This is a genomic window from Mycobacterium sp. Soil_C_30, assembly GCF_057656995.1.
In genome coordinates this window covers 87,277-112,273 of the sequence record NZ_JBDGJH010000007.1, presented here as the reverse complement: position 1 = coordinate 112,273, position 24,997 = coordinate 87,277, and the positions used below count along the sequence as shown (strand labels likewise).

Genomic DNA, 24,997 nt, shown 5'->3' with positions numbered 1-24,997 from the left:
GGTTGTGCCCGCTTAACAATCAGCGTGCCGGTAGCCGGTACCGTCACCCGGGATGAATTGGAGGTGGTTTCGCTGTGCCATCGGCACCGAGCGCGCTGACCGTCCGCGGCCTGCGCAAAACGTACCCGTCAGGTTTCACCGCGCTCCACGGCTTGGATCTCGACATCCCTGATGGCGCGTTCTTCGGGCTGCTCGGCCCCAATGGCGCCGGCAAGTCCACCCTAATCTCGGCGACGTGCAACCTGTTGCGTCCCACGGCCGGCGAGATCCGGGTGTTCGGGCACCCGCATGATTCCCGCACCGCACGCTCGCTGGTGGGCCTGGCCGAGCAGGAGGTCAACCTCGACCGGTTCCTCACCAACGTGGAGGTGCTGATCTATCACGCCGGCTACCACGGCCTCGGTCGCCGCGAAGCCCGCAGGCGCGCAGACGAACTGCTGGAACTGCTCGGTCTGGCCGACAAAGCGCGGCAACGGCCCAACCAGCTCTCCGGCGGCATGCAACGGCGGCTCCTGGTGGCCCGCGCGTTGATCAATCGCCCGCGGCTGTTGATTCTCGACGAGCCCACCGCGGGAGTCGATGTGGAACTGCGGGCCGATCTGTGGGGTTACATGCGCGACCTGCACCGCGGTGGCCACACCATCCTGCTCACCACCCACTATCTGGAAGAGGCCGAAGCGTTGTGCGACGAGATCGCGTTAATCCGCGCGGGTCAGGTGATCTCGCGCGACAGCGCCGCGGCACTGCGTGCGGCGTTCGGCGCCGCCGACCTCACCGAGGTGTACACCCGGGCGATGGCCAGCCCACCTGCGGAGGTGACGTGGTGACCGAGAACTGGCTTCGCACTGCGCCTTTGACCCCCTATGACCGGCCGTACCGAGCCCAGCGACCCGCCTTCACGTGGCTGCTGCAGCGCGAGATCGTCCGCTACATGAAAGTCTGGTATTACACAGTCGCCGGTCAGGTGCTGGCCGCACTGCTGTTCGTCTTCGTCTTCGGGCTGGCGCTGGGCAGCCGCATCGACGCGGTCCGCGGCATCCCCTACAGCCAGTTCATCCTGCCCGGCCTGGTGGTGCTGGCGGTGGTCACCGCGGGTTACATCCAGGGCTCCGCGTCACTGTTCGAGGCGCGCAAGGACCGCTTCATCAACGCTGTGCTCGCGAGTCCCCTGCGGTGGTGGGAGATCAACCTCGCGTTGGTGCTCGGCTCGATTGTGCGCGGTGTCCTGATCTCGGCGGCGATCCTGGCCATCGCCATGCCGTTGACCGGCTCCCACATCGCCCGCCCGGGGTATCTGATCGTCGCGGGTGCCGCGGTCCTGCTGCTGTCGGCGCAGGCCGGGATGGTCGCGGCGATGTACAACCAGACCCAGGAGCACGTGGCCGCCATCCAGGTGCTGATCGTGCAACCCCTGTGTTTCCTGGGCGGGGTGTTCTACTCCGTGCACGATCTGGCACCGGCATGGCGGTCGCTGAGTTACGTCAATCCGGTCTTCTACGCGGTGCAGGCACTGCGCCATGGCATGGTGGGCGAAGCGGACATCTCGGCCTCGCTCGCCCTGCTGGTGGTCGTCGGCGCCGCCGCCGTCATCGGTGGCTTCCTGGCCCACAAGTTCCGCACCGGGAACCGGCTCAAACCCTGACGGTGGCCGCGTAGTGCGCGGCGATGTCGTCGCTGGTGGTCAGCCATGCGTCCGGTTGTGCGGCCAGGTAGCCGAGCGCCTCGACGAGATATCGGTGCCGGAATGGTTGTCCGATGACGAAGGGATGCAGGGCCAGCGCCAGCACCCGGCCACCCTCGGCCCGCAGTTGCTGGTACTGATCCTTGACCATCTGGACGAAATCCGGCCCAGTCAATCCCTTTCCGAACAGCAGCAGGTCGTTGAGCTCCACGGAGTACGGCACGCTGAGCATGCCCGGAACGGTCAAGCGGTAGGGCTGGTCGTCGTTGGTCCAGTCGAGCAAGTACTGAAACCCCAACTCGGCCAACAGCCGTGGCGTGTGGTGCGTTTCGGTCAGCCCCGGCCCCATCCAGCCCAGCGGGCGACGTCCCGTCGCCGAGGTGATGGTCTCGGCGATCTCCGAGAGGATGCGGCGTTCGTCGTCCACCCGGTGACCGGTGTGCAGCCGCGAGTTGGTCTGCCCATGCGCCAGCCACGCCCAGTCGCGTTGCAGACCCGCCTCCAGGATCTGCGGATAGGCCGTCACCACATCGGAATTGAGCAGGGTGCTGGCGCGCAGTCCGAACTCATCGAGCGCGCCGATGGTGCGCCAGATGCCAACTCGGGCGCCGTAGTCGCGCCAGCCGTGGTTCAACGGGTCGGGCCGCAAGTCCGCGGTGCCCGGCCAGATGCTGGTAGACGGCAGATCCGCCACAAAATGCTCCACGTTGAGCCCCACGTAGACAGCGACGGCCGCATCATGCGGCCACTGCAGCGGCGCCCGGTCGACAATGGGGCTGTAGGTGAAGGGTGGCAACGTCTCTGAAGTCATGCTGCGAACCGTAAGACCTCACATCGGTGTGAGGGTCAAGCCGCGGTATAACGGTGAGTATGCGAATCGGTGAGCTGTCCGCGCGGACCGGCGTCAGCGAACGGTCGCTGCGCTACTACGAGGAACGGGGCCTGCTGATTCCCACCCGCACTCCCCGTGGGCAGCGTGAGTATCCCGAATTCGCCGTCGACCGGGTGGTGCACATCCAGGAACTGTTCGCGGCCGGCCTGAACAGTCGCACCATCGCCGAACTGCTGCCGTGTATGCGTGATGCCGACGGTGGCCCCGCGGAATCGTCGACACCGCTGCTCGTCGAGGCACTGGTCAAGGAGCGCCACCGCCTCGATGCGCAGATACAGGCCCTGACCACTTCGCGGGCCGTCTTGGACGACGTCATCGCCGCGGCGTCGCCGGAGAATCAGCCGACCCGCTAGCGTACCGTTGCGGCATCAAACCCCCTGTGCCACTTGAGTATCAGCAGTCACAAACGGGGCGTTCTTGTCAGAGGCTGGGTCTAGCTTCGGGGTATGGGTTCTTCAGCGGTCGCCGACAAGGAGGCGATGCTGGCTGCCCAGGCGCAGATCGAGGTCTTGACCGCGCAGATGAACTCGTTGTCGATCGACGCGTTCACCCCGCTGGAATTATTGGAGCTGCAGCAGCGCCGCGAAACCGTCACCTGGATGCAGCCCACCCTGGATCACAAGGTGTACCAACGCCTAACCGTTGAAAGCACGCCGAAACAGTTGGGCTCCACCAGCTTCAAAAAGGTCCTGGCGGCCCGGCTGCGGATCAGTGACAGCGAAGCCGCCCGACGCCTCAACACCGCCACCCTGCTGGGCCCGCGCACCGCACTGACCGGCGAACCGTTGGAGCCGGCGTTGCCGAACATCGCCGCCGCCCAGGCCCACGGCCTGATCGGTCCGGAGCATGTGGCGAAGGTCAAGGCGTTCTTCAAGAAACTCCCGGCATCGGTGGATTTCTCGGCCCGTGAGGCCGCCGAAGTTGACCTGGCCCGCCACGCCTCGACCCTGGATGTCGACGGCTTCACCGAAGTCGCCGACCGGCTGAAGTACCTGTTGAATCAGGACGGCGAGTACAGCGATGTCGACCGCCAGGCCGGCCGGTATTTCACCATCGGCAAGCAGGACGCCGACGGCAACGTTCCGGTGCACGGGAGGCTCACCCCGGAATGCGCGGCCACCCTGCACGCCGCGCACGCCAAACTGGCGGCCCCAGGCATGTGCAACCCCGCCGACGAAACCCCGCAGGTCGACGGCGAGCCCGACGCCGAAAAAGCTCGCACCGATGCCCGCACCCAAGGGCAACGCAATCACGATGCGCTGCTGGCGATGGGCCGGGCGCTGCTGTCCTCCGGTGACCTCGGCCACCACAACGGCCTGCCCGTCACCATCATCGTCAAAGCGACTCTGACCGACCTGGAAAAAGGCGTCGGGCACGGCCTGACCGCCGACGGCACGCTGATCCCGATGCCCGAGGTCATCCGGCTGGCCTCCCACGCCTACCACTACCTGGCACTGTTTGACGGCAAAGGGGTGCCGTTGCACCTGGGTCGGGCCCGCCGGACCGCCTCCCGCGGACAGCGGATCATGCTGCTGGCCCAACACGGTGGTTGCACCATGCCCGGATGCACCGCCAGCGGGTACCGCTGCCAGGTCCATCACGCCAACCGCGATTGGAAAGACGGCGGCGAAACCAATATCGAAGATCTCACCCTGGCCTGCGGGCCGGATAACCGGATGGTCGAAACCACCGGTTGGACCACCCGCAACCGACCTGAGGACGGCGTCACCGAATGGATTCCGCCCCCGGAACTGGACTGCGGACAGTCCCGCGTGAACGTGTATCACCACCCCGACCGGATCCTCGCCCCCGACGATCCCTAACCCGAGGGTGAGCTCAAAGCCGGCCGCCGGCAACACACGTCAGCGGCCGGCACGAGGCTGCCCGCAGGTCAGCGCGCGTCGAAGTCGAAGAACGGGTCGCCCTTCGATTCGCCGAGCAACGACAGCTCCCACTCGAAGTAGGCGGTGTACCAGGCATCACGCTCGGGACCGAACTCCGGTGCGCCGGTATGGTCCACGACCGGCCCGGCATAATCCGCATCGGCGGTCACCAGACCCTCACTCACAGAATCGATTCCACCGTCGACAACCCACACGCCGTCGTGATCATCGGCCAGATGCTCGGCGGCGAAGTCATTGTCGCCGATCAGCACCACCCGGCCATGGCGAGCCACCAGCCCGCCGAGATGTTCACGCCGCGCATGGACGGATCCGGCCACATGACCGGCGGCGTAGCGGCTCGACGCACGAACGTCGACCACTTGCACCGACCCGTCCTGGCGCCACTGCAGCACCTGCTCCCAGGTGATGTTGCGACTCGCGTCGACCGGGAGGCGAACCTGATGCCGGCGCACCAGGTCGGTGGCGGCGTCGAAGGGCAGCACCGAGATCGGCCCGTCGTGCAGAAACCGTAGCCACTGAACAGTATTGGCCGTGCGCACGAAATCCCCCGTGTCCACCAGGATCACCCGGCTGCGCCGCACCGCGATGAAATCGTCGGTGGCCTGCACCAACTGCCCCCCGGGCGCCGACACAGCTGCGCCATGGTGTCCGTCCGCATACTCGGCGCGTGACCGGACGTCGAGCAGATAGGTGCTGCTGTCGAGGTCCAGATAGGCCTGCGCCTGCTCCCGGTTGATCACAGTGGCGCCCGCGGCATCCAGTGTCTGGCTCGCCCAGCGCCGCAGCTGGGGATCCACCTCTGTGGGTGCGGCGAGTGCGACTCCGGCGCCGAACTCGACCGGCTGGCCCGCCCATTCCCACGCGGGTGTTCCGTTGTGCAGGGAGAACACCGGGTTCGGAATCCCGGTGTTGATCAGCGACTGCGCGCCCACGATGCCCCGGGTCCGGCCCTGGCAGTTGACCACCACTTTGGTGGCCGGGTCGGTGACGGCCTCCAGAGCCCGGTAGGTGACCTCCGCACCGCCGCCGGTGTTGAGACCTCCCGGAATGTGGTGGTGGACGTACTCGGCCGGCGTGCGGCTGTCGAGGATCACCACGTCGTCGCCGGCAGCCAGCCACCCCGCGAGAGTGGCACTTTCGACCGTCGGAGTCTGATAGGTGTGCTCGATCCACTCACCGAGGGTCTTGCTGCGGACGTTGGTGCCGGTGTACGTGCGGCCACCGGCGGCACGCCAGCCGTCGATCCCATCGTCGAGGACCGAAACATCGCTGTAGCCGATACGTTCCAGCAGTACCGCGCCGTGCTCATCGACGGCGGGCGCACCCGCCAACACGATGGGCGTCGCCGCGAAGGGCACCAGATCGGCGATGCGCTGCTCCAACTCATGCAACGAGATCCCGGCACTGATGGCGATGTGCCCGGCCGCCCGGTCGGTGGGTGTGCGCAGGTCCAGGATCGCCACCGGCCCGTCGCCCGCCAGCTTCCCCAGCAGTTCCGTACCGGTGATACGGCGCGTCATGGTGTTCTCCTTCAGGTGAGCCGCGGCCGGTCAAACGGTCGCGCGGTCGAACGGTAACGGCAGCCCCAGATGTCCTCGCAGCGTGCCCGATTCGTACTCCTTACGGAAGATGCCGCGGCGCTGTAATTCCGGGACCAGGTGATCGACGATCAGGTCCAGACCGTCGGGGTAGAAATCATGGTTCAAGTTGAAACCGTCCGCAGCGCCCTCGGTGAAGAATGCCTCCATCTCGTCGGCGACCTGTTCGGGTGTGCCCACCACCATGCGGTGCCCGCCGCCGGCGATGTGCCGGTCTACCAGATCCCGCACGGTCAGGTTCTCGGTACGGGCGGTGTGCAGCACGGAGTTGGCGAAACCGTAGCTGGTGGGCCGCCAGTCCGGTGCGTTGATCAATTCCCACGGCGGTTGTTTGTCCAACTCCAGGCTGTCCAGCGGCAGACCGAGCTGATGGGCCAGCGAAGCCAGCGCATCGACGTGCCCGGTGTTCAGGCCGGCCAACAGGTCGCGACGCTCGCGCGCCTCGGCCTCGGTGCTGCCGAGGACAGGCCACAACCCCGGAAGGATCAGGATCTCGCCGGGGTCGCGGCCGTAGACGTCGCGGGCTCTGGACTTCACCGTGCGAGCGAACTCCTTGCCCTGGGCCAGGCTGTGTTCGGCGCAGAACACCGCATCCGCGTGTTTGGCCGCCAGATCGATGCCCTGAGCGGAGGCACCGGCCTGCAGCACCACGGGATGGCCCTGAGGTGAGCGCGGCACCTGGTACCAGGTGTTGATCCGCAGGTGTTCACCCGCGTAGTCCACCTCACGCACCCGCGCCAGGTCGGTCAGCTCACCTGAGTCCTTGTCTCCCACCAGCGCATCGGGATCCCACGACTGCCACAGAGCCTTGATCACCGAGATCGCTTCGTCGGCAACCCCATAACGGACGTCCCGGTCCGGGTGCGCGTCCCGGCCGAACTGGGCTCCGGCCCGGGTGGACTGCGTGGTGACGACATTGACAGCCGCCCGACCACCGGAGATCAGGTCCAGCGACGAAGCCAGGCGGGCGATGTGATACGGATGGCGGTACGTCGAGGACACGGTCGCCACCAGGCCGACGTTCGCGGTTGCGCGGGCGATGGCGGTCAGCACGATGAACGGATCGAGGGCGTTCCACGGCTTGGTGAAGTCCTGCTGTCCGAAACCGTAGGTCTCGGCGAGGAACACCGCGTCGAGCAGACCCCGTTCGGCCGTCCTGCCGAGGTTCTCCCATTCCTCGATATCGAGGAAGCCGAGCGGATCCTCCCGCAGGCGCCAGCCGCCGGGCGCACGTCCCAGTGCGTTGGCGTTGACGTTGAGGTGCAGCTGTCGGGTTGTCACTGGCATCTCCTGATCAGGCCGTCACCACGGCGCGACTGCTGTCGGGCACCACCGCGGGCAGGCCGTAATGACCTCGCAGCGTGGTGGATTCGTACTCGGTGCGAAATATCCCCCGGCGCTGCAACTCCGGGACCAGGTGATCGGCAATCTGCTCGAGGCCGGACGGGAAGATGTCGAAGTTGACGTTGAAGCCGTCGGCCGCTCGTTCGGTGAACCAGCGTTCGATCTCGTCGGCGACCTGGTCGGGGGTGCCCACCATCGCGTTCTGCGCATCCGCGCGGCGCTCGAGAATCTGCCGCACGGTCAAGCCGTCACGGCGGGCCACCGCCAGGACCGAATTCGCACTGCCGACGCTGCGCGGTCGCCACTGCGGCGAATCGAAGAAGTCCCACGGCAGCGTCTTGTCGAGGTCCAGCAGTTCAGCCGGGGCGCCGAGGTGGGTGGCCAACGAGGCCACCGCGGTGTCATCGGCGACCGTGGGCCCCACCACGTCGGCACGACGTGCCCTGGCTTCGGCCTCGGTGCCGCCGAGGGTGATGTTCAGGCCGGGCAGCACCAACAGCTCGTCCGGATTGCGGCCGTGCGCGGCGGCGCGCGCCTTGAGGTTGGTGTAGAACGCCTGGGCCGTCGCAACGGTGTTGGCGGCGCAGAACACCGCGTCGGCGTGCCGGGCGGCGAGCTCGATGCCCGAGGGAGACGCACCCGCCTGGACGATCACCGGCCGGCCCTGCACCGAGCGCGGGAACTGGAACTTCGCCTGCAAGCCGACGTGCGCGCCGTCGAAATCCACCGTGGTGATCAGGGCTTCATCGGCCAGCTCACCGGAAGCGGGGTCAGCGACGAACGCCTCCGGGTCCCAGGAGTCCCACAGCTGTTTGACGGCGATCAGCACTTCCTCGGCACGGGCGTACCTGAAGTCTCGGTCCGGCAAGGGCTTTCGCCCGTACAAGGCGGCGGCGGAGTCCTCCCCCGAGGTCACGATGTTGACCGCGGCCCGGCCACCGGAGGCGATGTCGAGCGTGATCGCGCGACGGGCAACGTCCCACGGGTGATAGAACGTCGCAGACAGGGTCGCCACCAGGCCGATGTGGGTGGTGGCCCGGGCGACCGCGGTCTGCAACATGAACGGTTCGAACGCATGCCACGGCTTGCTGAAATCGGTGGCGCCCAGGTGGTCGGCCAGGAACACCGCGTCGAGCAGGCCCCGCTCGGCTATCTGCCCCAGCTTCTCCCAGGCGGTGAAATCGAGGAACCACGTCGGCGGATCGCTCCGCCGCCAGCTGTTGGGCGGCTTCGCCAATCCGTTGCCGTTGACGTTGAGGTGAAGTCGCCGCTGAACCACCCCACCATCGTCGGTCCGCGAGCATCCGGAATGAACGAGAAGCGGCTACCGATTTCGTGAAGCGGATCTTGGTTGATCACTCGGAGGCGTCCGCCGAAACTGGGCGGATGACAGAACTTGCCGAAGCAGGCACCGCCGTCACCGTCGACTCCCCGGCGTTGCGCGAGCTGATAGACCACATCGGCGAGGGCGCCATCGGGCGCGACGATCGTGACGAATTACCGTACGAGGCGATCGAGGCGGTCAAGCGGGCCCGGCTGGGTGCGCTGCGACTGCCGGTGGCCCAGGGCGGTGGTGGTGCGTCCCTGGTCGAGACATTCAGAGTCTTCATCGATCTCAGCGCCGCGGACTCCAACGTCGCGCATATCGTGCGGAGCCATTTCGGCGTGGTGGAGAACCTCTTGCGCAGCACTCGCCCCGAACACGCGCAGTGGCTCGAGCGCGTCGCGCAGGGTGATCTGATCGGGTCGGCGTCCACAGAGCTGTCCGCCAAGGCCGGTGCGACCGACGCCGCGTACCAAACCACCATCCGTGCGACACCGCAGGGCCTGCGGCTCAACGGCACCAAGCATTACACCACCGGCAGCCTGTACATGGACTGGCTGATCGTCGGCGCCACCGACGTGTCTGCCTCCGAAGCCGGTGAGCGGGTCGAGGTGATCATTCCGGCCGATCGTGCCGGTGTGCTGCGCACCAACGACTGGGATGGTTTCGGGCAGCGCTTCACCGGAAGCGGCACAGTGACCTTCGATGATGTCGCCATCGAGCCGGGCGATTACTACGCCCGCGGAAGGCTGCCCCGCGACGAGCTGCCGTACCGGTCCACGTTCTTCCACATCCAGCTGAGCGCGATGATCGCGGGCATTCTGCGCCGAGTCGCCGGCGATGCCGTCGAGCAGGTGCACGCCAAGTCCCGGGCCTTCTACCACGCTGTCGCCGACAGTCCGGCCGAGGACCCGATCGTCGCCTACAGTGTCGGTCTGTTGCACAGCCAGGCGTTTGCGGCCGAGTCCATGGTGCTCAACGCCGGAGCGGCACTGCAGGAGGCGTACGCCGCCCATGGCACGGCCGCCGAACCCGAACTGTCACTGCGCGCCTCGTTGTACAACGCTCAGGCCAAGGTCGTGATCGACGAGATCGCCAACCGCGCGGCCTCCGAATTGTTCGATGTCGGCGGCGGGTCACTGGTGCACCGCAGCAAGCATCTCGATCGGCACTGGCGCAACATCCGCTCGATCGCGGCGCACAACCCGAAGACATTGAAGGCGGTGGCCGTCGGCCGTCACGCCCTCAACGGCACACCGCTGCCGAATCAGGGCTTCTTCTGATCAGGAATTGATCGCCGACCCCGTTGTGTTGTACTGACTCGTGGCACTCGATGACCTGTTCCAGTCCCTGACCGTCGGCTCGCTGACCATTCCCAACCGCTTCGCGATGGCGCCGATGACGCGCCAGGCCTCCCCCGGTGGTGTTCCCGGTCCCGATGTCGCCGAGTACTACCGCAGACGAGCAGCCGGCGGCGTCGGACTGATCATCACCGAAGGGGTGCGGCTGCCCGATCCCGCGGCCGGTTATCCCGCCTCGATCCCCACGATCGCCGGCGGCGAGGCACTCGCCGGCTGGTCTCGCGTCACCGGCGCGGTGCACAGCGAGGGCGGCACCATCGCCGCCCAATTGTGGCATCAAGGCGCCCAGCGCGATGACGCCGACGGTGTGGCGCCGGTCAGTCCTTCCGGTGTCGACGGCCTCGGCCAGGCCAAGGGGCGCGCGTTGTCCAGCGCCGAACTCGCCGCCGTCGCTCAACAATTCGCCGAGGCCGCGGTCACCGCACGCGATGCCGGATTCGACGCCGTCGAACTCCACGGTGCTCACGGCTACCTGTTGGACGAATTCCTCTGGGAACGGACCAACCTGCGCACCGACGGTTATGGCGGGTCGTTGTCGGCGCGGACCCGTTTCCCCGCCGAGGTGGTGGCTGCGGTGCGCGCAGCCGTGGGGCCCGACTACCCGGTGATATTCCGGTTCTCACAGTGGAAGGGCACCGACTACGCGGCCACGATCGCCGGCGACCCGACACAGTTGAAGGATCTGCTCACACCCCTGGCGCAGGCCGGAGTCGACGTCTTCCACCCCTCCACCCGCAGACACTACGTCCCGGCATTCCCCGACCACGATGCCGATCTGAGCTTGGCCGGCTGGACCAGGAAACTCACCGGCCTGCCCGTGATCGCGGTGGGCTCCGTGGGGCTGGAGACCCAGTTCCGCAGCGAGACACCGGGTGAAGTCATCCGTCCCGCCGCCGTCGATCGTCTGGTCGAGCAGTTCGACGCGGCCGAGTTCGACATCGTGGCGATCGGGCGCGCCCTGCTCGCCGACCCCGCCTGGGTGAACCGCCTGCGCGACGGCCGGCTCCACGAGTTCCCCGGGTACGACGCGCAGAAAGCCCTCTCGGCGCTGGCCTGATGTGGGTCAGCCCTGCGGCACCGTGATCGGATCCAGGATCGGGTTGTAGGCGATGTCGATCTTGCGGTCGTTCTTGGCGCCGCCGGTTTTGACCGCCTGCGTCACCACCAACTGCTGATTGGCCAGCAGTTGCGGATCGGACAGCGCGAAGAACCGCGTGAGCTTGGCGGCCTCGAACTTGACCTTCGCCCGCTCGGGTGACTGGTTGAGCACCCGTTTGAACACATCGGTCACGGCTTCTTCGTTGTTCGGGTACCACTCGGTGTAGAAAGTGTGCAGTCTGGCGTAGAAGTCCTGCAGCGCTTCGAGTTTGGCCGGGTCGGCCAGCACATCCGGGCGTGTGATCGAGCTGCCGCCACCGGCGATGGTGTGCAGGGGCGGAGCACCGGGCAGGTACTTGGCCTGTCCGTTGTCGAGTAGTGGTTTGACTCCTTCGAAGGTGGCGATCACCGCATCCACCTCACCGGAGACGAACGCCGACGCGGCAGCCGGATTGTCGACGAACTCCGCCGGTTTGATGTCCTCCGGGGTCAGCCCGGCCTGGTAGAGCGCGACCACATAGGCCGCGTAGATGTTGCCGCCGAAGTTGTAGGCCACCGACTTGCCGCGCAGATCCTCGATGCTGTCGATTCCGCGGTCGGTGCGGACGAACAGCGACGGGTTCGGGTACTCCGACTCGGGATAGTTGGTGACCGCGATGGCCTGTATGCCCGGGGCGCCGGTCTGGTTCCAGTCCTGTGGCGCGTTGGCAAGTTCGACGGCCGCGGTGGAGGCTCCGGCAAGGCCCACGTCGATCCGCTTGGAGTACAGCGCCTGAAGTTGCTGGGCGGGACCGTTGATCACGGGGATGTCGAGTTCGTAGGGCAGATCCTCGAAAAGTCCTGAGGCTTCCAGTAATTCCGGGACATCGGCGGTCTGGGTGCCCCACACCAGCCGGGTCCCGGCACCGTCTCCTGCGGCGGAGTCGGCCCGCTGCTCGCCACCGCAGGCGCTGACGGTCAGCACGAGCGCCAGCAGCACCGCAGGCCAACGGGTTTTCCCACGACGATCAGACACTGAGCTGCTCTCCTTGGTGGTCGTGCTGTACGCCGAGCTTGGCCAGCAGCAGCGCACGCAGTTCGAGGAATCGCGCGTCGACGCGCAGTCGAGGTTTGTCGATGTCGACGCGGATATCCACGTCGATGGATCCGCCTGAAAGCACCAGGATCCGGTCGGCCAGCAGGATGGCTTCGTCGACGTCGTGGGTGACCAGCAGCACGGCAGGGCGGTGGCGGCGGACCAATTCACCCACCAGTTCCTGCATCTTGATGCGGGTCAGCGCGTCGAGTGCCGCGAACGGCTCGTCGAGCAGCAGCAGTCCGGGTTCGGTGACCAGCGCGCGGGCCAGGGCCACCCGCTGGGCTTCCCCGCCGGAGAGCGTGACCGGCCACGCATCGCCGTGGTCGCCGAGTCCGACCTCGGTGAGTGCCTCGATGGCCCGGTCGCGGTGCCGTCGGGCGCGCCGCCAACCCAGAATCACGTTGCGCCACACTCGGTGTGCCGGCACCAGTCGTGGTTCCTGGAACACCACCGAGCGCGCCCGTGGCACCTTGATCTGGCCGCCGTCTGCGGTGTCGAGGCCGGCCAGGATGCGCAGCAGCGTCGTCTTACCGGTGCCCGAGGGCCCCAGAAGCGCGACGAACTCACCCTTGGCCAGGGTCAGGTCCACGCCGTCGAGGACTGCGCGGTGACCGAACACACGGCGCACCGCTTCAGCCTGCACCGCCACGGTGTCCCTATCCGATGGTGACACGGGGCCTCCAGGGCAGAGCCAGATGTTCGATGAGTCGCATCACGATGTCGACCACGATGCCCAGCAGCGCGTACACCAGGATGCCCGCGATGACGATGTCGGGGCGCTGGTTCTGATTGGCGTTGTTCAGCAGGTAGCCGATCCCCTCCCTGGCGTTGATCTGCTCGGCGAGCACGAGCGCGAGCAGGGCGACACCCGAGGCATACCGAATGCCGGTGAGCGCAGCCGGAAGTGCGGTCGGCAGGATCACCTGGGCGGCCAGCCGCCAGCCGTTGAGTCCGAAGATCTGCCCGGCTTCGATCAACTTCTTGTCGACACCACGGACACCGTGGTAGGTGTTCAGGTAAACCGGGAAGACGGTGGCCGCGGCGATCAGGATGATCTTGGGTTGCTCACCGATGCCGAACCAGGTGATGAACAAGGGCACCACGGCGATGAACGGAATGGTCCGCAACATCTGCAGCGGAGCATCGAAGACCTCTTCGCCGATCTTCCACAGGCCGGCGAACAGGCCCAGCACCAGACCGATGGTCACGCCGAAGAACAGCCCGATTCCCGCCCGCTGCAATGACACCGGTAGCGCGGCCTGCAGATCGCCGTTGGACCACAGCTCGGTATAAGCGGCCAGGATCGCACTGGGCGGCGGCAGGGTGTACTCCGAGGTCCACCCCACCGTCGACGACAGCTGCCAGATCGCCAGCAGCGCAACGGGAACCAGCACCCGCAGCGACCTACCGCGCCACAGCCGCCACGCGTCGTGCCAGGCGCTGCGGGTCCCCCGTGGGCTGAGATCCTCGAGTTCCCCGGTGACGCTGGGAACGTCGAACGCGACGCTGGTCATGTGTAGGTCTTGAACGGGACGGTGTCGTCCTGTTCGAGTTCGGCCACCAGGCCCAGTTCCCACGACAGGTAGCGCCGGAAACCCGCTTTGCGCCGCTCCGGATCGGTTTCCCGCCAACCGGATGGCACCACGTCCTCGGGTTCGTGCAGCCAGCTCTCGGTTCCGGTTTCCACCGGCAGTCCCGCGGCCTGCCATGCGGCTGTGCCGCCGTCGAGCACCTGGACCGGCCGGTCGGTCACCTCGGCGAGTTCGGTGGCGGCGAATGTGGCCAGCACCGAGTCTTCCGAGGTCAGGGTGATCGGGCCGGCGCCCGGTATGGCAGACGAGGACTCGGCCAGTCGTGACCGGATGGCGAAGTGCGCACCGGGAATGTGGCCGGCGCGGTAGGAAGGACTCGGAGCGAGGTCGACAACCACCGTTTGTGGTGCGCCGCGCAGGGTTTCGACGGTGACGAGGTGGACTCCTTCGGTGGGTGCCTCCACGGCGCTGACGGTCGGACCGGTCACCAGCTCCTGACCGATGAGGGCGTCCTCGACGACGAACACCTCGCCCCAGCCGATCTGGGCGATCCACGACGCGGCGACGGTGGCCCGCACGGTGTCGTTGTCGACCAGCACGATCCGGGCGTTGTGCGTGCCGACATGCCGGAACGTCCACGGCGCCACATCCCAGCTGGGCGCCGAGCTGGCATCGGCCAGGTGCCCTTGCTCATACTCCTCGGGCGTCCGCACATCGAGCACGTACAACGAGCGGGTGTCCGCCTCGGCGCGGAAGCGGTCCAGGGTGGCGGTGTCGATGCGGGTGATGTCGAAGCGCTCGGCGAATCGTGCGGCGGCCGCCTTGGCCTGCTCCAGTGCGGCTCCGGTGGGCAACGGCGCCGCCACCGAGGTGCCGTGCACCAGTTCGTGTCCTTCGAGCACCCAGGACTGGGTGCCGCCTTCCAGGGACACCACCGGGTTGGGCAGGCCACCGTTGATCAGTACCTGGGCGCCCAGGATGCTGCGGGTACGGCCGGCGCAGTTGACCACCACCAGGGTCTCGGGTGAGGTCACCACCTCAGCGGCCCGGTAGACCAGCTCCGCACCGGGGATCGAGGTGCCGCCGGGCAGGCTGTGATTCTCGAACTCGCCCAGTGGGCGGCTGTCGAGAAGGACGATGTCCTCGCCCGCCGCGACGCGCTCCCGGAACTCGGGGACACTGATGTGCGGTGTGTCGTAGACGTGTTCGATCCACTCCCCGAACGCCTGGCCGATCACGTGGTCGCCACCGGAGTGCACTTTGTGTCCCGCGTCGGCCCAGGCCCGCAATCCCCCCTCCAGGACGCGGACGTCGGTGTAGCCGAGCTCGGCCAACCGGGCAGCTGCGCGCTCGACGAGCCCGTCGTCGCCACCGTCGTACACGATCACCGGGGTGGACGTTCGCGGGACGCGGGAGCGCACCCGCAGTTCCAGGACACTGAGCGGAATGGACACGGCCAACAGGATCGAGCCCCGTGCCGCCGTCACCCCGGCCTCCCGCACGTCGATGAGGGCGTACTCGGAACCGGAGCCCACCAATTCATGAAGTTGGTCGGCGCTGATGCTCGCGGTGGCGACTGTGGTCATGCACCGAGTCTTCGACAGCAGGCCATCTCGGAACAATCGGGTTGCGCTACGGGAAAGCCCAACGCTGGCTTAAGTGTTCAGGAGAATGCCGCCCGTGCACCCTGACCGGTGTACTCACGCTTGTAGATGCCTTTACCCTGCAGCAAGGGCACCACCTGGTCGACGAAATCGGTGAGACCCCCAGGCGTGATGGCGGGGTTGATGTTGAAACCGTCCACTGCGCCCTCGGTGAACCACTGCTCGATCTGGTCGGCGACGTGTTCGGCCGAACCGACGAAACGCAGGTGTCCGTTGCCGGAGTCGGTGAGACGCAGGATGTCGCGCAGGGTGGCGCCGGCGTCGGCGTGGCTGCGCACGATCTCGTGGAAGCTGCGCTCACCGGCCAGGCTGTCCACCGGCGGCAGCCGGTGCACGGGGAACGGTTCGTCGAGACCGGTCCCGGTGAGGTCGACTTCCAGGCGTTCCTCCAGGATGCCGACGGAGCGCTCCGGTGGATTGAGGGCACTGATCTCTTCGTGCAGCGCATGGGCCTCGGCGTCGGTACTGGCCACGATGGGGATCAACCCGGGCAGTACCTTCACCGCAGGGCCGCTGCGGCCCAGTCGCTGTTGAGCGCGGTGCAGTTCCTCCCGGAACGCCCTGGATTCTGCGATGGTCCGCTGTGCGGTGTACACCGCGTCGGCGTAGGCCGCTGCCAATGCCCGGCCGGGCGCCGAGGATCCGGACTGGAACACCAGCGGGCGGTGCTGCGGTGAGCGCGGAACGTCCAGAGCCCCGTGTACGGCGAAGTGCTTGCCGCGGTGTGCGATCGGCCGGACGCTGCCGGGCTTGGACTGTACCCCGGCGCTCTTGTCGACGATCAGGGCGTCGGCGTCCCAGCTGGCCCACAGCTGGTAGAGCACCTCGAGGAACTCGTGTGCCCGCTCGTATCTCTCGTGGTGCGCCGGCAGCTCGTCGAAGCCGAAATTCCTTGCAGCGTCCGGAGATCCGGATGTGACGAGATTGACTCCGGCGCGTCCACCGCTGAGATGATCGAGTGTGGCGATCTGACGCGCGACGTTGTAGGGGTGGTTGAAGGTCGACGACAGCGTGGGAATCAAGGCGATGTGCGCCGTCGTCGGCACCAGCGCCGTCAACAGGGCAACCGGCTCGAGCGGCGAGAACAACGTCGTCCAGTCGTTGCTGCGGGCGGCAGGGGTGTTGGCCACGAACAACCCGTCGAACAGGCCACGCTCGGAGATCTGCGCGTACTCCTGGTAGTAACTCAGATCGAGCGCGCGCTCGGGGGTGGCATCAGGGTGGCGCCAGCCGCCCTGGGTGAACCCGATGGGCCGGATCACCGAATTCAGCACCAGCGCTTGATCGGACATGCGGGAGGCTCCTTGGGTTCAGAGGGGAATGGGCAGTCCGAGGTGCTCACGTAACGTGGCACCGTCGTAGTCGCGACGGAACAGATCACGGTCGTGCAGGCGCGGTACCACGTGCTCGACGAAATTGTGCACCCCGTCGGCCCCTTCGGTGAAGCGCAGCACGAAACCGTCTGCCGCGCCCTGGTCGAACCAGCGCTGAAACTCGTCGGCCACCTGGTCGTAGCTGCCGCAGAACCGGAAATGGGCATGACCTTGTAGATGTTCGACGATCAGCTGCCTCAGGGTGAGGCCGTTGAGCGCCAGGTCGCGGTACAGCGCCGAACGGCTGCGCCGCCGGGTCAGCGTCTCGGTATCAGGCAGCGCCGCAATGCGTTCGGCGGGTACGGGCTCGTCGAGGTCGAGGTCGGTGAGGTCGATTCCCGTGCCGGAGTCCCGCTCCCGCGCGACGACGGCCCCGAATGCCAGCGCAAGACTTCGCCGCCCGGCGTCGAGATCCAGTGTGTCGATGATGGCCTGTTCACGTTCCTTGGCCTCTACCTCGGTGGCGGCCACGATCAGGAAGGCTCCCGCCAGTACCAGTGGTTTCGCGGCATCCGCGCCACGGGCCAGCGCCACGGCCCGGCGAAGGCGGGTGTTGAAGCTTCGTGCGTGCTCGACATCCGGAGACGCGGCGAAGATGGCCTCGGCGTAGCGGGCCGCGAACTGCAGACCCACCTCCGAGGCGCCGGCTTGGAACTGCACCGGCCAGCCTTGCGGTGACCGCGGGACTCCCAAAGCGCCGTCGACGCTGAGGAATTGACCGCGGTAGGCGACCCGGCCCACCTTGGCGCCGTCGATCCGTGGTGCGCCGGAAGCATCGACGGTCACCGCGTCCGGTGCCCACCCACGCCACAGCGCCTGCACGATGTCGACGAATTCGCCGGCCCGACGGTACCGGGTGTCCTGGTCGGGAAGTTCGTCGAGGCCGAACTGCCGTTCCCCGCCGAACGAAGTGACCGCGTTCCAGCCGACCCGCCCGCCGGTGAGCTGGTCCAGGGTCTGCAACTGCCGCGCCAACTGATAGGGCTGGTTGAACGTGGTGGTGGCCGTGGACACCAGACCGATCCGCGTGGTCACGGCGGCGAGCGCGGCAATGACGGCCGTCGCGTCGGCGTGCAGGTTGGTGTACACCGAGTCGGTGTCGTCGATGTCGAACAACACCGCGTCGGCCTCGAACACCGCGTCGAATTTGGCGTCCTCCAGCAGCTTCACCGCGGCGACGAGTCCGTCGACATCGTATCTACGCCGCACCGGATCGGTGTGCGACGAGAAGTTCGGGGCCAGCCCGAGTGCGTGGGCGGCGAATTTGAGCTGCCTCGGTTGTTTTCGCTGCCTGGGTGAAGTCACTCGGTCAGGGTGCGAAAAACGGCTGTCTCCAACAAGACCGCGCAACTACCAGAATCATTCAGCAGACCTTAAACCTTGCCGACTCTTAAGTTGCGGTCAACGGTTCGCGTAGCGCGAGTTCATTGCTGGTTTCGGCAACCGCGGCCAGACTCACCACTTGTGACATGCCCATGTTGTTGTGCCCGCCGGCCCTGACCACGGATTTCCACGACAACCCCTTTCGCGCGCCCGAAGCCACGGAAGAGATGAGGACCTGACTCCGATGACCTATCACCTCGGCCGTCGCGGCTTTCTCGGCTTGAGCGCGGCGGTACTCGGCTCCGGCGTGCTCGCTGCCTGCGGGGGCGCGTCCAACGGGCCGGCGCAGCCCGGGGCCGGCCCGAGCGGACCCACGGGGGACCCGGTGCGCGGCGGGACGCTGACGTTCTCCGATACCGAGGCGGTGTCCAGTTGGCAGGCGCAGAAGCTGAGCACCTACAGCGCGGGCAACCTGACCTTCCACACCAACGTCTTCCTGCTGTACTTCGACCCGTACAAGAGGCAGCTCCAGCCCTGGGTCGCGCAGTCGTGGACCAAGAACGACGAGAACACCCGGTTCAGCTTCACCATCCGCAAGGGCATCACGTTCAGCGACGGCACCCAGCTGACCCCGGAGATCGTGGCCCAGAACTACGAGCTCTACGGCCGCGGCAACGAGAGACTGCGCGTCCCGAAACACGCTCAGGTCTCCCGCGGATTTGACCATGTGGAGGTCGACGGCGACACCGTGACGGTGGTGCTGTCGAAACCGAACCAGCAGTTCCTGATCGACACCACCCGGCTGAACTCCCCCATCCTGGGCGCCAAGACCATCGGGCTGGAGTTCGAGGAGGCGGGCCGCCCCGAAAACCACGTGGGTGCCGGTCCATTCGTGTTCAAGTCCCAGGTACCCAACCAATCCGCGGTGCTGGCCCGGCGGGCCGGATACCAGTGGGCACCCGCCGGTTCTCCCAACCAGGGTGAGGCCTACCTCGATGAGATCGTATGGAAGGTGCTGCCGGAGAGCGGGTTACGCACCGGGGCCCTGACGTCGAATCAGGTGGATGTGGCCCGTGGCATCCAGCCCTCGGATGAAGCCGCCATCCAAGCCGCCGGATACCAGTTGCTGCTGTACCGGCCTCCACTGGGCACCTCGAACTACGCGGGGCTTCGTGTGGACAACGAATTCACCCGAGACCCGCTGGTGCGGCAGGCGTTGGTGCTCGGTATCGACCGCGACGGCCTCACCCGCGATGCCTTGAGCCCGAGCTATCCCCCGCCGGTGTCGATTCTCAACGTCAACAACGCCAATGTCATCGATCTGGCTCCTGAATTCGCCTACAACCCCGGCAAGTCACGGGATCTGCTGGAGCAGGCGGGCTGGCGGCAGGGCCAGGACGGCATCCGGGCCAAGGATGGCACGCAGTTACGCCTGACCGTCCCGCAGAGCGCTCAGCAGGTCGCACTGGGACCGGCCTGGGAGTACATCGCGCAGCAGTGGCGCCAGGAACTCGGAGTGGTGCTCGACGTGCGCAACGACCCGTCGTTCGCCGCCTCGGCGAACACCGACGTCACGGTGCCCATCGTGGTGAGCCGCACCTCGATCATCTCGCTCGGGCAATCTTTCGGCGGCGAGGGCAACACCGCCCTGCTGGGCTCGCCGCCCGAACTGGCCGCGCTGTACACCAGGGAGCTGGAGGCCAAGGACGACGCCGAGTTCAAAGCCGTTCAGGCCGAACAGCAGAAGGCGCTGATCAAGGGTTCCTACGTGATCGCCTACTTCGAGGAGGCGCAGACCTTCGGCGCCTCACCCGACGTGCACGTGACATTCCAGACCCAGACGTATCCGGACTTCTACAACGCCTGGAAACGAGGGTGACCGCCGTACAGGAGGTCCAGGCCACTCTGGATCGCACCCGCGAGGTTTCCACCCGGCCGGCGCGGCGCGGCTCCGCGCAACTGGCCCGTTACATCGCAGGGCGTTTGGTGCAGGCGGTGGTGGTGTTGTGGCTGGCCTACACGTTGACGTTCGTGGCGATCACACTGCTGCCGTCGAATCCCATCGATATGTTCGCCACCGACGACACCGGCGTCATCGACCCACAGACCGTCGAGCAGATGAAGCTGTACTACGGCTACGACCACGGTGTGGTGCAGCGTTACTTCATCGAGCTGAGCCACGTCCTCCGTGGCGCGCTCGGGTATTCGATGAGTACCGGCCAGACCGTCACCCACGCCATCGGCGACGCCGCCCTGCCGACCCTACGGCTGGCGGGTACCGCATTCGTGGTGGCACTGCTGATCGCCGGCGCCATCGTCGCGACGGCCTCGCTGACGAACCTGCGGTGGCTGCGGGCAGCGGTGATCGCGCTCCCGCCGCTGTTCGCCGCGGCCCCGGTGTTCTGGGTCGGGATCGTGTTGCTCAACCTGTTGTCGTTCCAACTGGGCTGGATCTCCGCTTTTCCCGACGGCACGTTCGTGTCCATCCTGGTGCCGTCGCTGGTGCTGGGTCTCCCCCTGTCGGCGTCGATCGCCCAGGTGTTGCTCAAGAGTGTCGACACCGTCCTCGACAGCGACTTCATCGATGTGGTGCGGGCCAAGGGAGCGGGCAAGCACTGGGTCTTCTGGCGCCATGTGGTGCGCAACGCGTCCGGTCCTGGACTGACGGTGGCCGGCACGGTGCTGGGCACCCTGGTGGGCGGCACCGTGGTCACCGAAACGGTGTTCGCCCGCGCCGGGATCGGCCGGGTGCTCGAGACGGCCGTCTCCCAGCAGGATGTGTCACTGGTCCAGGGCTTCATCCTGATCATCGCCGCGGTGTATGTGGTGGTGAACCTGGTGATCGACCTGCTGTATCCCGCACTCGACCGTCGTATTCTGCTGACCGCGGGCGGGGCGCGAGGCTGAGATGACCGTTGACCAGGAACTGTTGCGTCCCGCCCCCGCTGCGCCGCTGCCCGAGAGTCGATTCCGAAACAGGCTGACGCCCAGCAGTTTCGCCACCGGTGCCGCCATCGCGGTACTCGTGGTCGTCGCTCTGTGGACTGTTGTTCCCGGCTGGTTCACCCACTACGACCCCCTGGTCGGCGACGGCGCGCTGAAATTCCTGCCGCCGGGCCCCGAGCATTGGTTCGGCACGGACCGGGCGGGCCGCGACACCTACACCCGCGTGGTGCACGGCACCCGTAACACGGTGTACGGCGCCGTCATCGGCACCTCCATCGGGCTGGTGGTCGGGACCCTTCTCGGCGTCGTCGCCGGGGTGCTGCGTGGTGCCGTGGACGCGGCGCTGATGCGGGTGATCGACGTGCTGCTTGCTCTGCCGCCCTTCCTGCTGGCGCTGTGTGTGGTCGCCGCCTTCGGGCCGGGAACCACCCACGTGGCGATCGGCGTCGGCATCGCCGCCATCGCGCCGTTCGCCCGGGTGGCGCGCGGCGAGGCGCTGCGGGTGGTGCAACTGGAATACGTTGACGCCGCTCGTATCTCGGGTGCCCGCCCCGCGGCAGTGCTCTTCCGCCACGTCCTGCCGAACTCGGCAGGTCCCATCGTCGCACTGATTCCCACCGAGCTCGGCTCCACCATCCTCACCATCGCCGGGCTCGGTTTCCTCGGCTACGGTGCGCCGCCACCCACTCCCGAATGGGGCACGCTGCTGTCGGAGGGCCGGGACTACCTGGCCAACGCGTGGTGGCTGACAACCCTGCCCGGCATCGTCGTCCTGATCGCCGTACTCGCCGTTTCCCGTGCCGGACGGCTGCTCCAGCGACACTTCCGGATCTGAGCAAGGAACTGATGATGACCACCACTCTGCCCGCGGGCCACACCACCGGATCAACCGATCATGACGACACCCCGGTGCTCGAGATCACCGACCTCACCATCTCCTACCGTGGCAGCTCCCAGCCGGCGGTGCGCGAGGCGAACCTGACCATCCGGGCCGGCGAGGTGGTGGCCGTCATCGGCGAATCCGGTTCGGGGAAGTCCACATTGAGCAAGGCCGCGATCGGCCTGCTGCCAGACAGCGCACGTGTCGAACAGGGGGCGATCCGCGTCGCCGGCCGCGACATAACCGGGTTGCGGGAGCGGGAGCTGGTGAAGTTGCGGGGCAAGGTGGTGGCCCTGGTGCCGCAAGACCCGGCGACGTCGTTGGACCCGGTGCAGCCGATCGGCCGGCAGATCACCGAGGTGTTCCGGTTGCATCCCGGCGGCAAGAAGTCGTCGCGCACCGAGCTGCGCGCACGGGCGGTCGAGCTGCTGACCCTGGTCGGCATCGACCATCCCGAGCAACGACTGCGGCAGTACCCGCATGAACTGTCCGGCGGTATGAAGCAGCGGGTGCTCATCGCGATGGCGTTCGGGCTGCACCCCACACTCCTGATCGCCGACGAACCCACCTCGGCGCTCGATGTCACCGTGCAGAAGCAGGTGCTCGAGGTGTTCGACCGGCTGACCGGCCAGACCGGGGTGGCGGTGCTGTTCGTGACGCACAATCTGGCCGTCGCCGCCGACCACGCCACCCGGGCCCTCGTGATGCGCAACGGCGAGGTACTCGACAGCGGCCCGGTGAACGAGCTGGTGTTCCAACCCCGGCACGACTACACCCGCGAACTCATCACCAGTGCCTTCGGTCTCGGTGACCGCCCCGCCCGCGCCGGATCGCCCGCCGCCGCCGAGACCCCGCCGGCCATCGAGGTCACCGGGTTGACCAAGACCTTCACCCACGGTCCCACCGGCAGCTTCCGCGCCGTGGACCAGGTGAGCGTGCGCGTCTCCCCCAATAGCACCTTCGCTCTGGTCGGGGAATCCGGCTCGGGCAAGTCCACCACCGCGCGCCTGATCCTCGGGCTCGCCCGCGCGGACTCCGGGCAGGTGCGTATCGGTGGCCGCGACGTCACCGCGCTGCGCGGCCGCGCCCGCCGCGAGGTGTGGCGGGAAATCCAGTTCGTGCAACAGAATCCACAGGTCGCGCTGGATCCGCGGCTGACCGTAGAGCAGATCATCGAGGAGCCGCTGCGTGCGTTCCGGCTGGGTGACCGTACCGCCCGCCGGGCGCGGGTTGCGGAGTTGCTCGACCAGGTGGGGCTGTCGAGCGGCTTCGCCGACCGCAAGCCGCGGGAGTTGTCCGGCGGCCAGCAGCAACGGGTGGCAATCGCGCGCGCCCTGGCACCCCGCTCACCCATCGTGGTACTCGACGAGGCACTCTCAGCGCTCGACGTGGTGACCCAGGGGCGAATCCTCGATCTCCTCGACGAGGTACAGCGCGATCTCGACCTGACCTATCTGTTCATCTCCCACGACCTGGACCTGGTGCGTTCGATCTCCGATGACGTCGCCGTGATGCGTCGCGGGCGTGTGGTGGAGACCGGGCCCACCGCGCAGATCTTCGCCGCTCCGTCTGACCCGTACACCCAGGCCCTGCTCGACGCGATTCCGGGGCGCGGGCTGCGGCGCCGGCTGGCGGGCATCGCATGAGCACCCGTCGCCTGAATCTCGGCGTTGCGATCCACGGCACCGGATCAGCCGCCCTGTCCTGGCGCTGGCCCGGAACCACGTGGAATCGGTTCGCCGACTTCGGTTTTTATCAACGGTCAGCCGAGATCGCCCGCCGAGGTGTGCTCGACGCGGTGTTCGTCTCCGATCATCCGGCGCTGTCTCGGGATTCATCGCGGGCCCCCACCCACGTCTTCGATCCCACGGTGCTGTTCGCGGCCATCGCCGGCGCAGTCCCTGATATCGGCTTCGTCCTCACCGCGTCGTCGACATATAACTCGCCGTACAACCTGGCCCGTCGCCTCGCGTCACTGGACCACATCTCCGGTGGCCGCGTCATCTGGAACGCCGTGGCCAACTTCAATCCCGACATCGCCGCCAATTTCGGCGCGGCGCCGCTGCCGAACCGCGAAGACCGCTACCGCCGCGCCGACGAATTCGTCCAGGTGGTCAAGAAACTCTGGCTCAGCTGGGACGCCCCCAGCGGCGACGTTCCGCAGGGTCCGCTGTGGGATGAGACCACCGCGCGCAAAGTCGACCATCACGGCGAGTTCTTCGATGTTGCAGGGCCGTTGAACGTGCCGATCGGGCCGCAAGGTCACCCGGTGATCGCCCAGGCCGGCGGGTCGGCGGCGGGCATCGACTTCGCCGGCAAGCACGCCGAGATCGTCTACGCCGCCCTGCTGACCAAACAGGAGGCCTTCGACTACGGGGCCAAACTGGACGAGCGGGCCGTGGCGCACGGTCGGCCGGCGGGCAGCATCCGGCTGTTTCCCGGATTGGGTGTGGTGCTGGGCGACACCGCCGACGAGGCGCTGCGGCGGCACGAGGCCCTCAACGGCGCCGCCGGCGAAGACGCCCTGATCGCCGAGTTCATCAAACGCCACCACGCCAACAAACCCGCGTTTCCCACCCGTCTGGACCCCGACCGGCCACTGGATCCGGACTGGTTCACTCCGCGTGATGATCAGCCCCGCCCCATCGGATTCACCCAGGCGCTGGCCGATCTTGTTGCCGCCGAGGGCCTGTCCGCGCGACAGATCGTCCGGCGCACCGGCCCCGCGGGTGGGCATCGATTGTTGATCGGCACCCCGCAGCAGGTGGCCGACGACATCCTCGACTGGTGGAGTTCCGGAGCTGTCGCGGGTTTCAACGTGCACGTACCGCTGCTCCACGACGACCTGCAGCGTTTCGTCGACCAAGTGGTGCCCATCCTGCAGGCCGCCGGTGCCTACCCCCGGGAGTACGGCGAGACGACCATCCGGGACCGGTTCGCACTGCCGTACCCGCAGACCGGCGCCGCCGCCGACGCGGGCGCGGGCGCGGCCTGACACG

The 24,997-nt window shown here is 67.2% G+C and carries 21 protein-coding genes; 11 read left to right on the top strand and 10 right to left on the bottom strand.

Annotation, left to right across the window (positions count from 1 at the left end):
- The first annotated feature begins 74 nt into the window (after positions 1–74).
- Positions 75–827, top strand: coding sequence for an ABC transporter ATP-binding protein (locus tag AC3A6P_RS15305; RefSeq protein ID WP_487692475.1), 753 nt, complete (start codon positions 75–77; stop codon positions 825–827).
- Complete coding sequence (locus AC3A6P_RS15300) at positions 824–1,642, top strand: ABC transporter permease (RefSeq protein WP_487692474.1); 819 nt, start codon at positions 824–826, stop codon at positions 1,640–1,642. Before AC3A6P_RS15305 ends, AC3A6P_RS15300 begins: the two co-directional genes overlap by 4 nt.
- Here the strand turns inward: AC3A6P_RS15300 and AC3A6P_RS15295 are convergent.
- Positions 1,632–2,492 (bottom strand): polysaccharide deacetylase family protein, encoded by an 861-nt coding sequence (locus AC3A6P_RS15295; RefSeq protein ID WP_487692473.1) that lies wholly within the window; start codon positions 2,490–2,492, stop codon positions 1,632–1,634. The genes AC3A6P_RS15300 and AC3A6P_RS15295 overlap by 11 nt on opposite strands.
- Positions 2,493–2,551: 59 nt before the next feature.
- Here AC3A6P_RS15295 and AC3A6P_RS15290 point away from each other — a divergent pair, with 59 nt between their 5' ends.
- Together AC3A6P_RS15290 and AC3A6P_RS15285 are read left to right on the top strand one after the other, a co-directional pair.
- Positions 2,552–2,926 (top strand): MerR family transcriptional regulator, encoded by a 375-nt coding sequence (locus tag AC3A6P_RS15290; RefSeq protein ID WP_487692731.1) that lies wholly within the window; start codon positions 2,552–2,554, stop codon positions 2,924–2,926.
- A gap of 93 nt (positions 2,927–3,019) precedes the next feature.
- On the top strand, positions 3,020–4,396 hold the full coding sequence (locus tag AC3A6P_RS15285; RefSeq protein ID WP_487692472.1) for an HNH endonuclease signature motif containing protein: 1,377 nt from the start codon (positions 3,020–3,022) through the stop codon (positions 4,394–4,396).
- 68 nt (positions 4,397–4,464) lie between these two features.
- On the opposite strand, the gene AC3A6P_RS15280 is transcribed toward AC3A6P_RS15285, so the two are convergent.
- From AC3A6P_RS15280 to AC3A6P_RS15270, 3 genes are read right to left on the bottom strand one after another with little or no spacing between them, the layout of a single operon-like run.
- Positions 4,465–5,997 (bottom strand): rhodanese-like domain-containing protein, encoded by a 1,533-nt coding sequence (locus tag AC3A6P_RS15280; RefSeq protein WP_487692471.1) that lies wholly within the window; start codon positions 5,995–5,997, stop codon positions 4,465–4,467.
- 30 nt (positions 5,998–6,027) lie between these two features.
- Entirely contained in the window at positions 6,028–7,356 is a 1,329-nt protein-coding gene (locus AC3A6P_RS15275) for an NtaA/DmoA family FMN-dependent monooxygenase (RefSeq protein ID WP_487692470.1), read from the bottom strand.
- A gap of 13 nt (positions 7,357–7,369) precedes the next feature.
- Positions 7,370–8,698 (bottom strand): NtaA/DmoA family FMN-dependent monooxygenase, encoded by a 1,329-nt coding sequence (locus tag AC3A6P_RS15270; RefSeq protein WP_487692469.1) that lies wholly within the window; start codon positions 8,696–8,698, stop codon positions 7,370–7,372.
- A 107-nt stretch (positions 8,699–8,805) separates the two neighbouring features.
- Between AC3A6P_RS15270 and AC3A6P_RS15265 the strand changes: the two genes are divergently transcribed.
- Both AC3A6P_RS15265 and AC3A6P_RS15260 read left to right on the top strand, forming a co-directional pair.
- A complete protein-coding gene (locus tag AC3A6P_RS15265) occupies positions 8,806–10,026 on the top strand; it encodes an acyl-CoA dehydrogenase family protein (RefSeq protein WP_487692468.1) in 1,221 nt (406 codons plus the stop codon).
- A 40-nt stretch (positions 10,027–10,066) separates the two neighbouring features.
- Complete coding sequence (locus AC3A6P_RS15260) at positions 10,067–11,161, top strand: NADH:flavin oxidoreductase (protein WP_487692467.1); 1,095 nt, start codon at positions 10,067–10,069, stop codon at positions 11,159–11,161.
- 6 nt (positions 11,162–11,167) lie between these two features.
- On the opposite strand, the gene AC3A6P_RS15255 is transcribed toward AC3A6P_RS15260, so the two are convergent.
- The 6 genes from AC3A6P_RS15255 to AC3A6P_RS15230 form a co-directional block, all read right to left on the bottom strand.
- Positions 11,168–12,217, bottom strand: a complete 1,050-nt coding sequence (locus AC3A6P_RS15255) for an ABC transporter substrate-binding protein (protein WP_487692466.1) — start codon at positions 12,215–12,217, stop codon at positions 11,168–11,170.
- Positions 12,210–12,953: an ABC transporter ATP-binding protein gene (locus AC3A6P_RS15250; RefSeq protein ID WP_487692465.1), complete on the bottom strand. Its 744-nt coding sequence runs from the start codon at positions 12,951–12,953 to the stop codon at positions 12,210–12,212. Before AC3A6P_RS15250 ends, AC3A6P_RS15255 begins: the two co-directional genes overlap by 8 nt.
- Positions 12,937–13,794, bottom strand: coding sequence for an ABC transporter permease (locus AC3A6P_RS15245; RefSeq protein WP_487692464.1), 858 nt, complete (start codon positions 13,792–13,794; stop codon positions 12,937–12,939). Before AC3A6P_RS15245 ends, AC3A6P_RS15250 begins: the two co-directional genes overlap by 17 nt.
- Positions 13,791–15,398 carry a rhodanese-like domain-containing protein gene (locus AC3A6P_RS15240; RefSeq protein WP_487692463.1) on the bottom strand — a complete coding sequence of 536 codons (1,608 nt, stop codon included), beginning with the start codon at positions 15,396–15,398 and terminating at the stop codon, positions 13,791–13,793. The genes AC3A6P_RS15245 and AC3A6P_RS15240 overlap by 4 nt, the downstream gene beginning before the upstream one ends.
- A 77-nt stretch (positions 15,399–15,475) precedes the next feature.
- Positions 15,476–16,768, bottom strand: coding sequence for an NtaA/DmoA family FMN-dependent monooxygenase (locus AC3A6P_RS15235; protein WP_487692462.1), 1,293 nt, complete (start codon positions 16,766–16,768; stop codon positions 15,476–15,478).
- An 18-nt stretch (positions 16,769–16,786) separates the two neighbouring features.
- Positions 16,787–18,154 (bottom strand): NtaA/DmoA family FMN-dependent monooxygenase, encoded by a 1,368-nt coding sequence (locus AC3A6P_RS15230; protein ID WP_487692461.1) that lies wholly within the window; start codon positions 18,152–18,154, stop codon positions 16,787–16,789.
- Positions 18,155–18,416: 262 nt separating this feature from the next.
- On the opposite strand from AC3A6P_RS15230, the gene AC3A6P_RS15225 reads away from it, so the two are divergent.
- Genes AC3A6P_RS15225 through AC3A6P_RS15205 form a run of 5 tightly spaced genes read left to right on the top strand, consistent with a single transcriptional unit; the run spans position 18,417 to position 24,993 of the window.
- Entirely contained in the window at positions 18,417–20,051 is a 1,635-nt protein-coding gene (locus AC3A6P_RS15225; protein WP_487692460.1) for an ABC transporter substrate-binding protein, read from the top strand.
- On the top strand, positions 20,048–21,079 hold the full coding sequence (locus tag AC3A6P_RS15220) for an ABC transporter permease (protein WP_487692459.1): 1,032 nt from the start codon (positions 20,048–20,050) through the stop codon (positions 21,077–21,079). The genes AC3A6P_RS15225 and AC3A6P_RS15220 overlap by 4 nt, the downstream gene beginning before the upstream one ends.
- A gap of 1 nt (position 21,080) precedes the next feature.
- On the top strand, positions 21,081–21,953 hold the full coding sequence (locus AC3A6P_RS15215) for an ABC transporter permease (protein WP_487692458.1): 873 nt from the start codon (positions 21,081–21,083) through the stop codon (positions 21,951–21,953).
- 11 nt (positions 21,954–21,964) lie between these two features.
- Positions 21,965–23,644, top strand: coding sequence for a nickel ABC transporter ATP-binding protein NikE (gene nikE, locus AC3A6P_RS15210; RefSeq protein ID WP_487692457.1), 1,680 nt, complete (start codon positions 21,965–21,967; stop codon positions 23,642–23,644).
- Entirely contained in the window at positions 23,641–24,993 is a 1,353-nt protein-coding gene (locus AC3A6P_RS15205; RefSeq protein ID WP_487692456.1) for an NtaA/DmoA family FMN-dependent monooxygenase, read from the top strand. The genes nikE and AC3A6P_RS15205 overlap by 4 nt, the downstream gene beginning before the upstream one ends.
- Positions 24,994–24,997 lie beyond the last annotated feature (4 nt).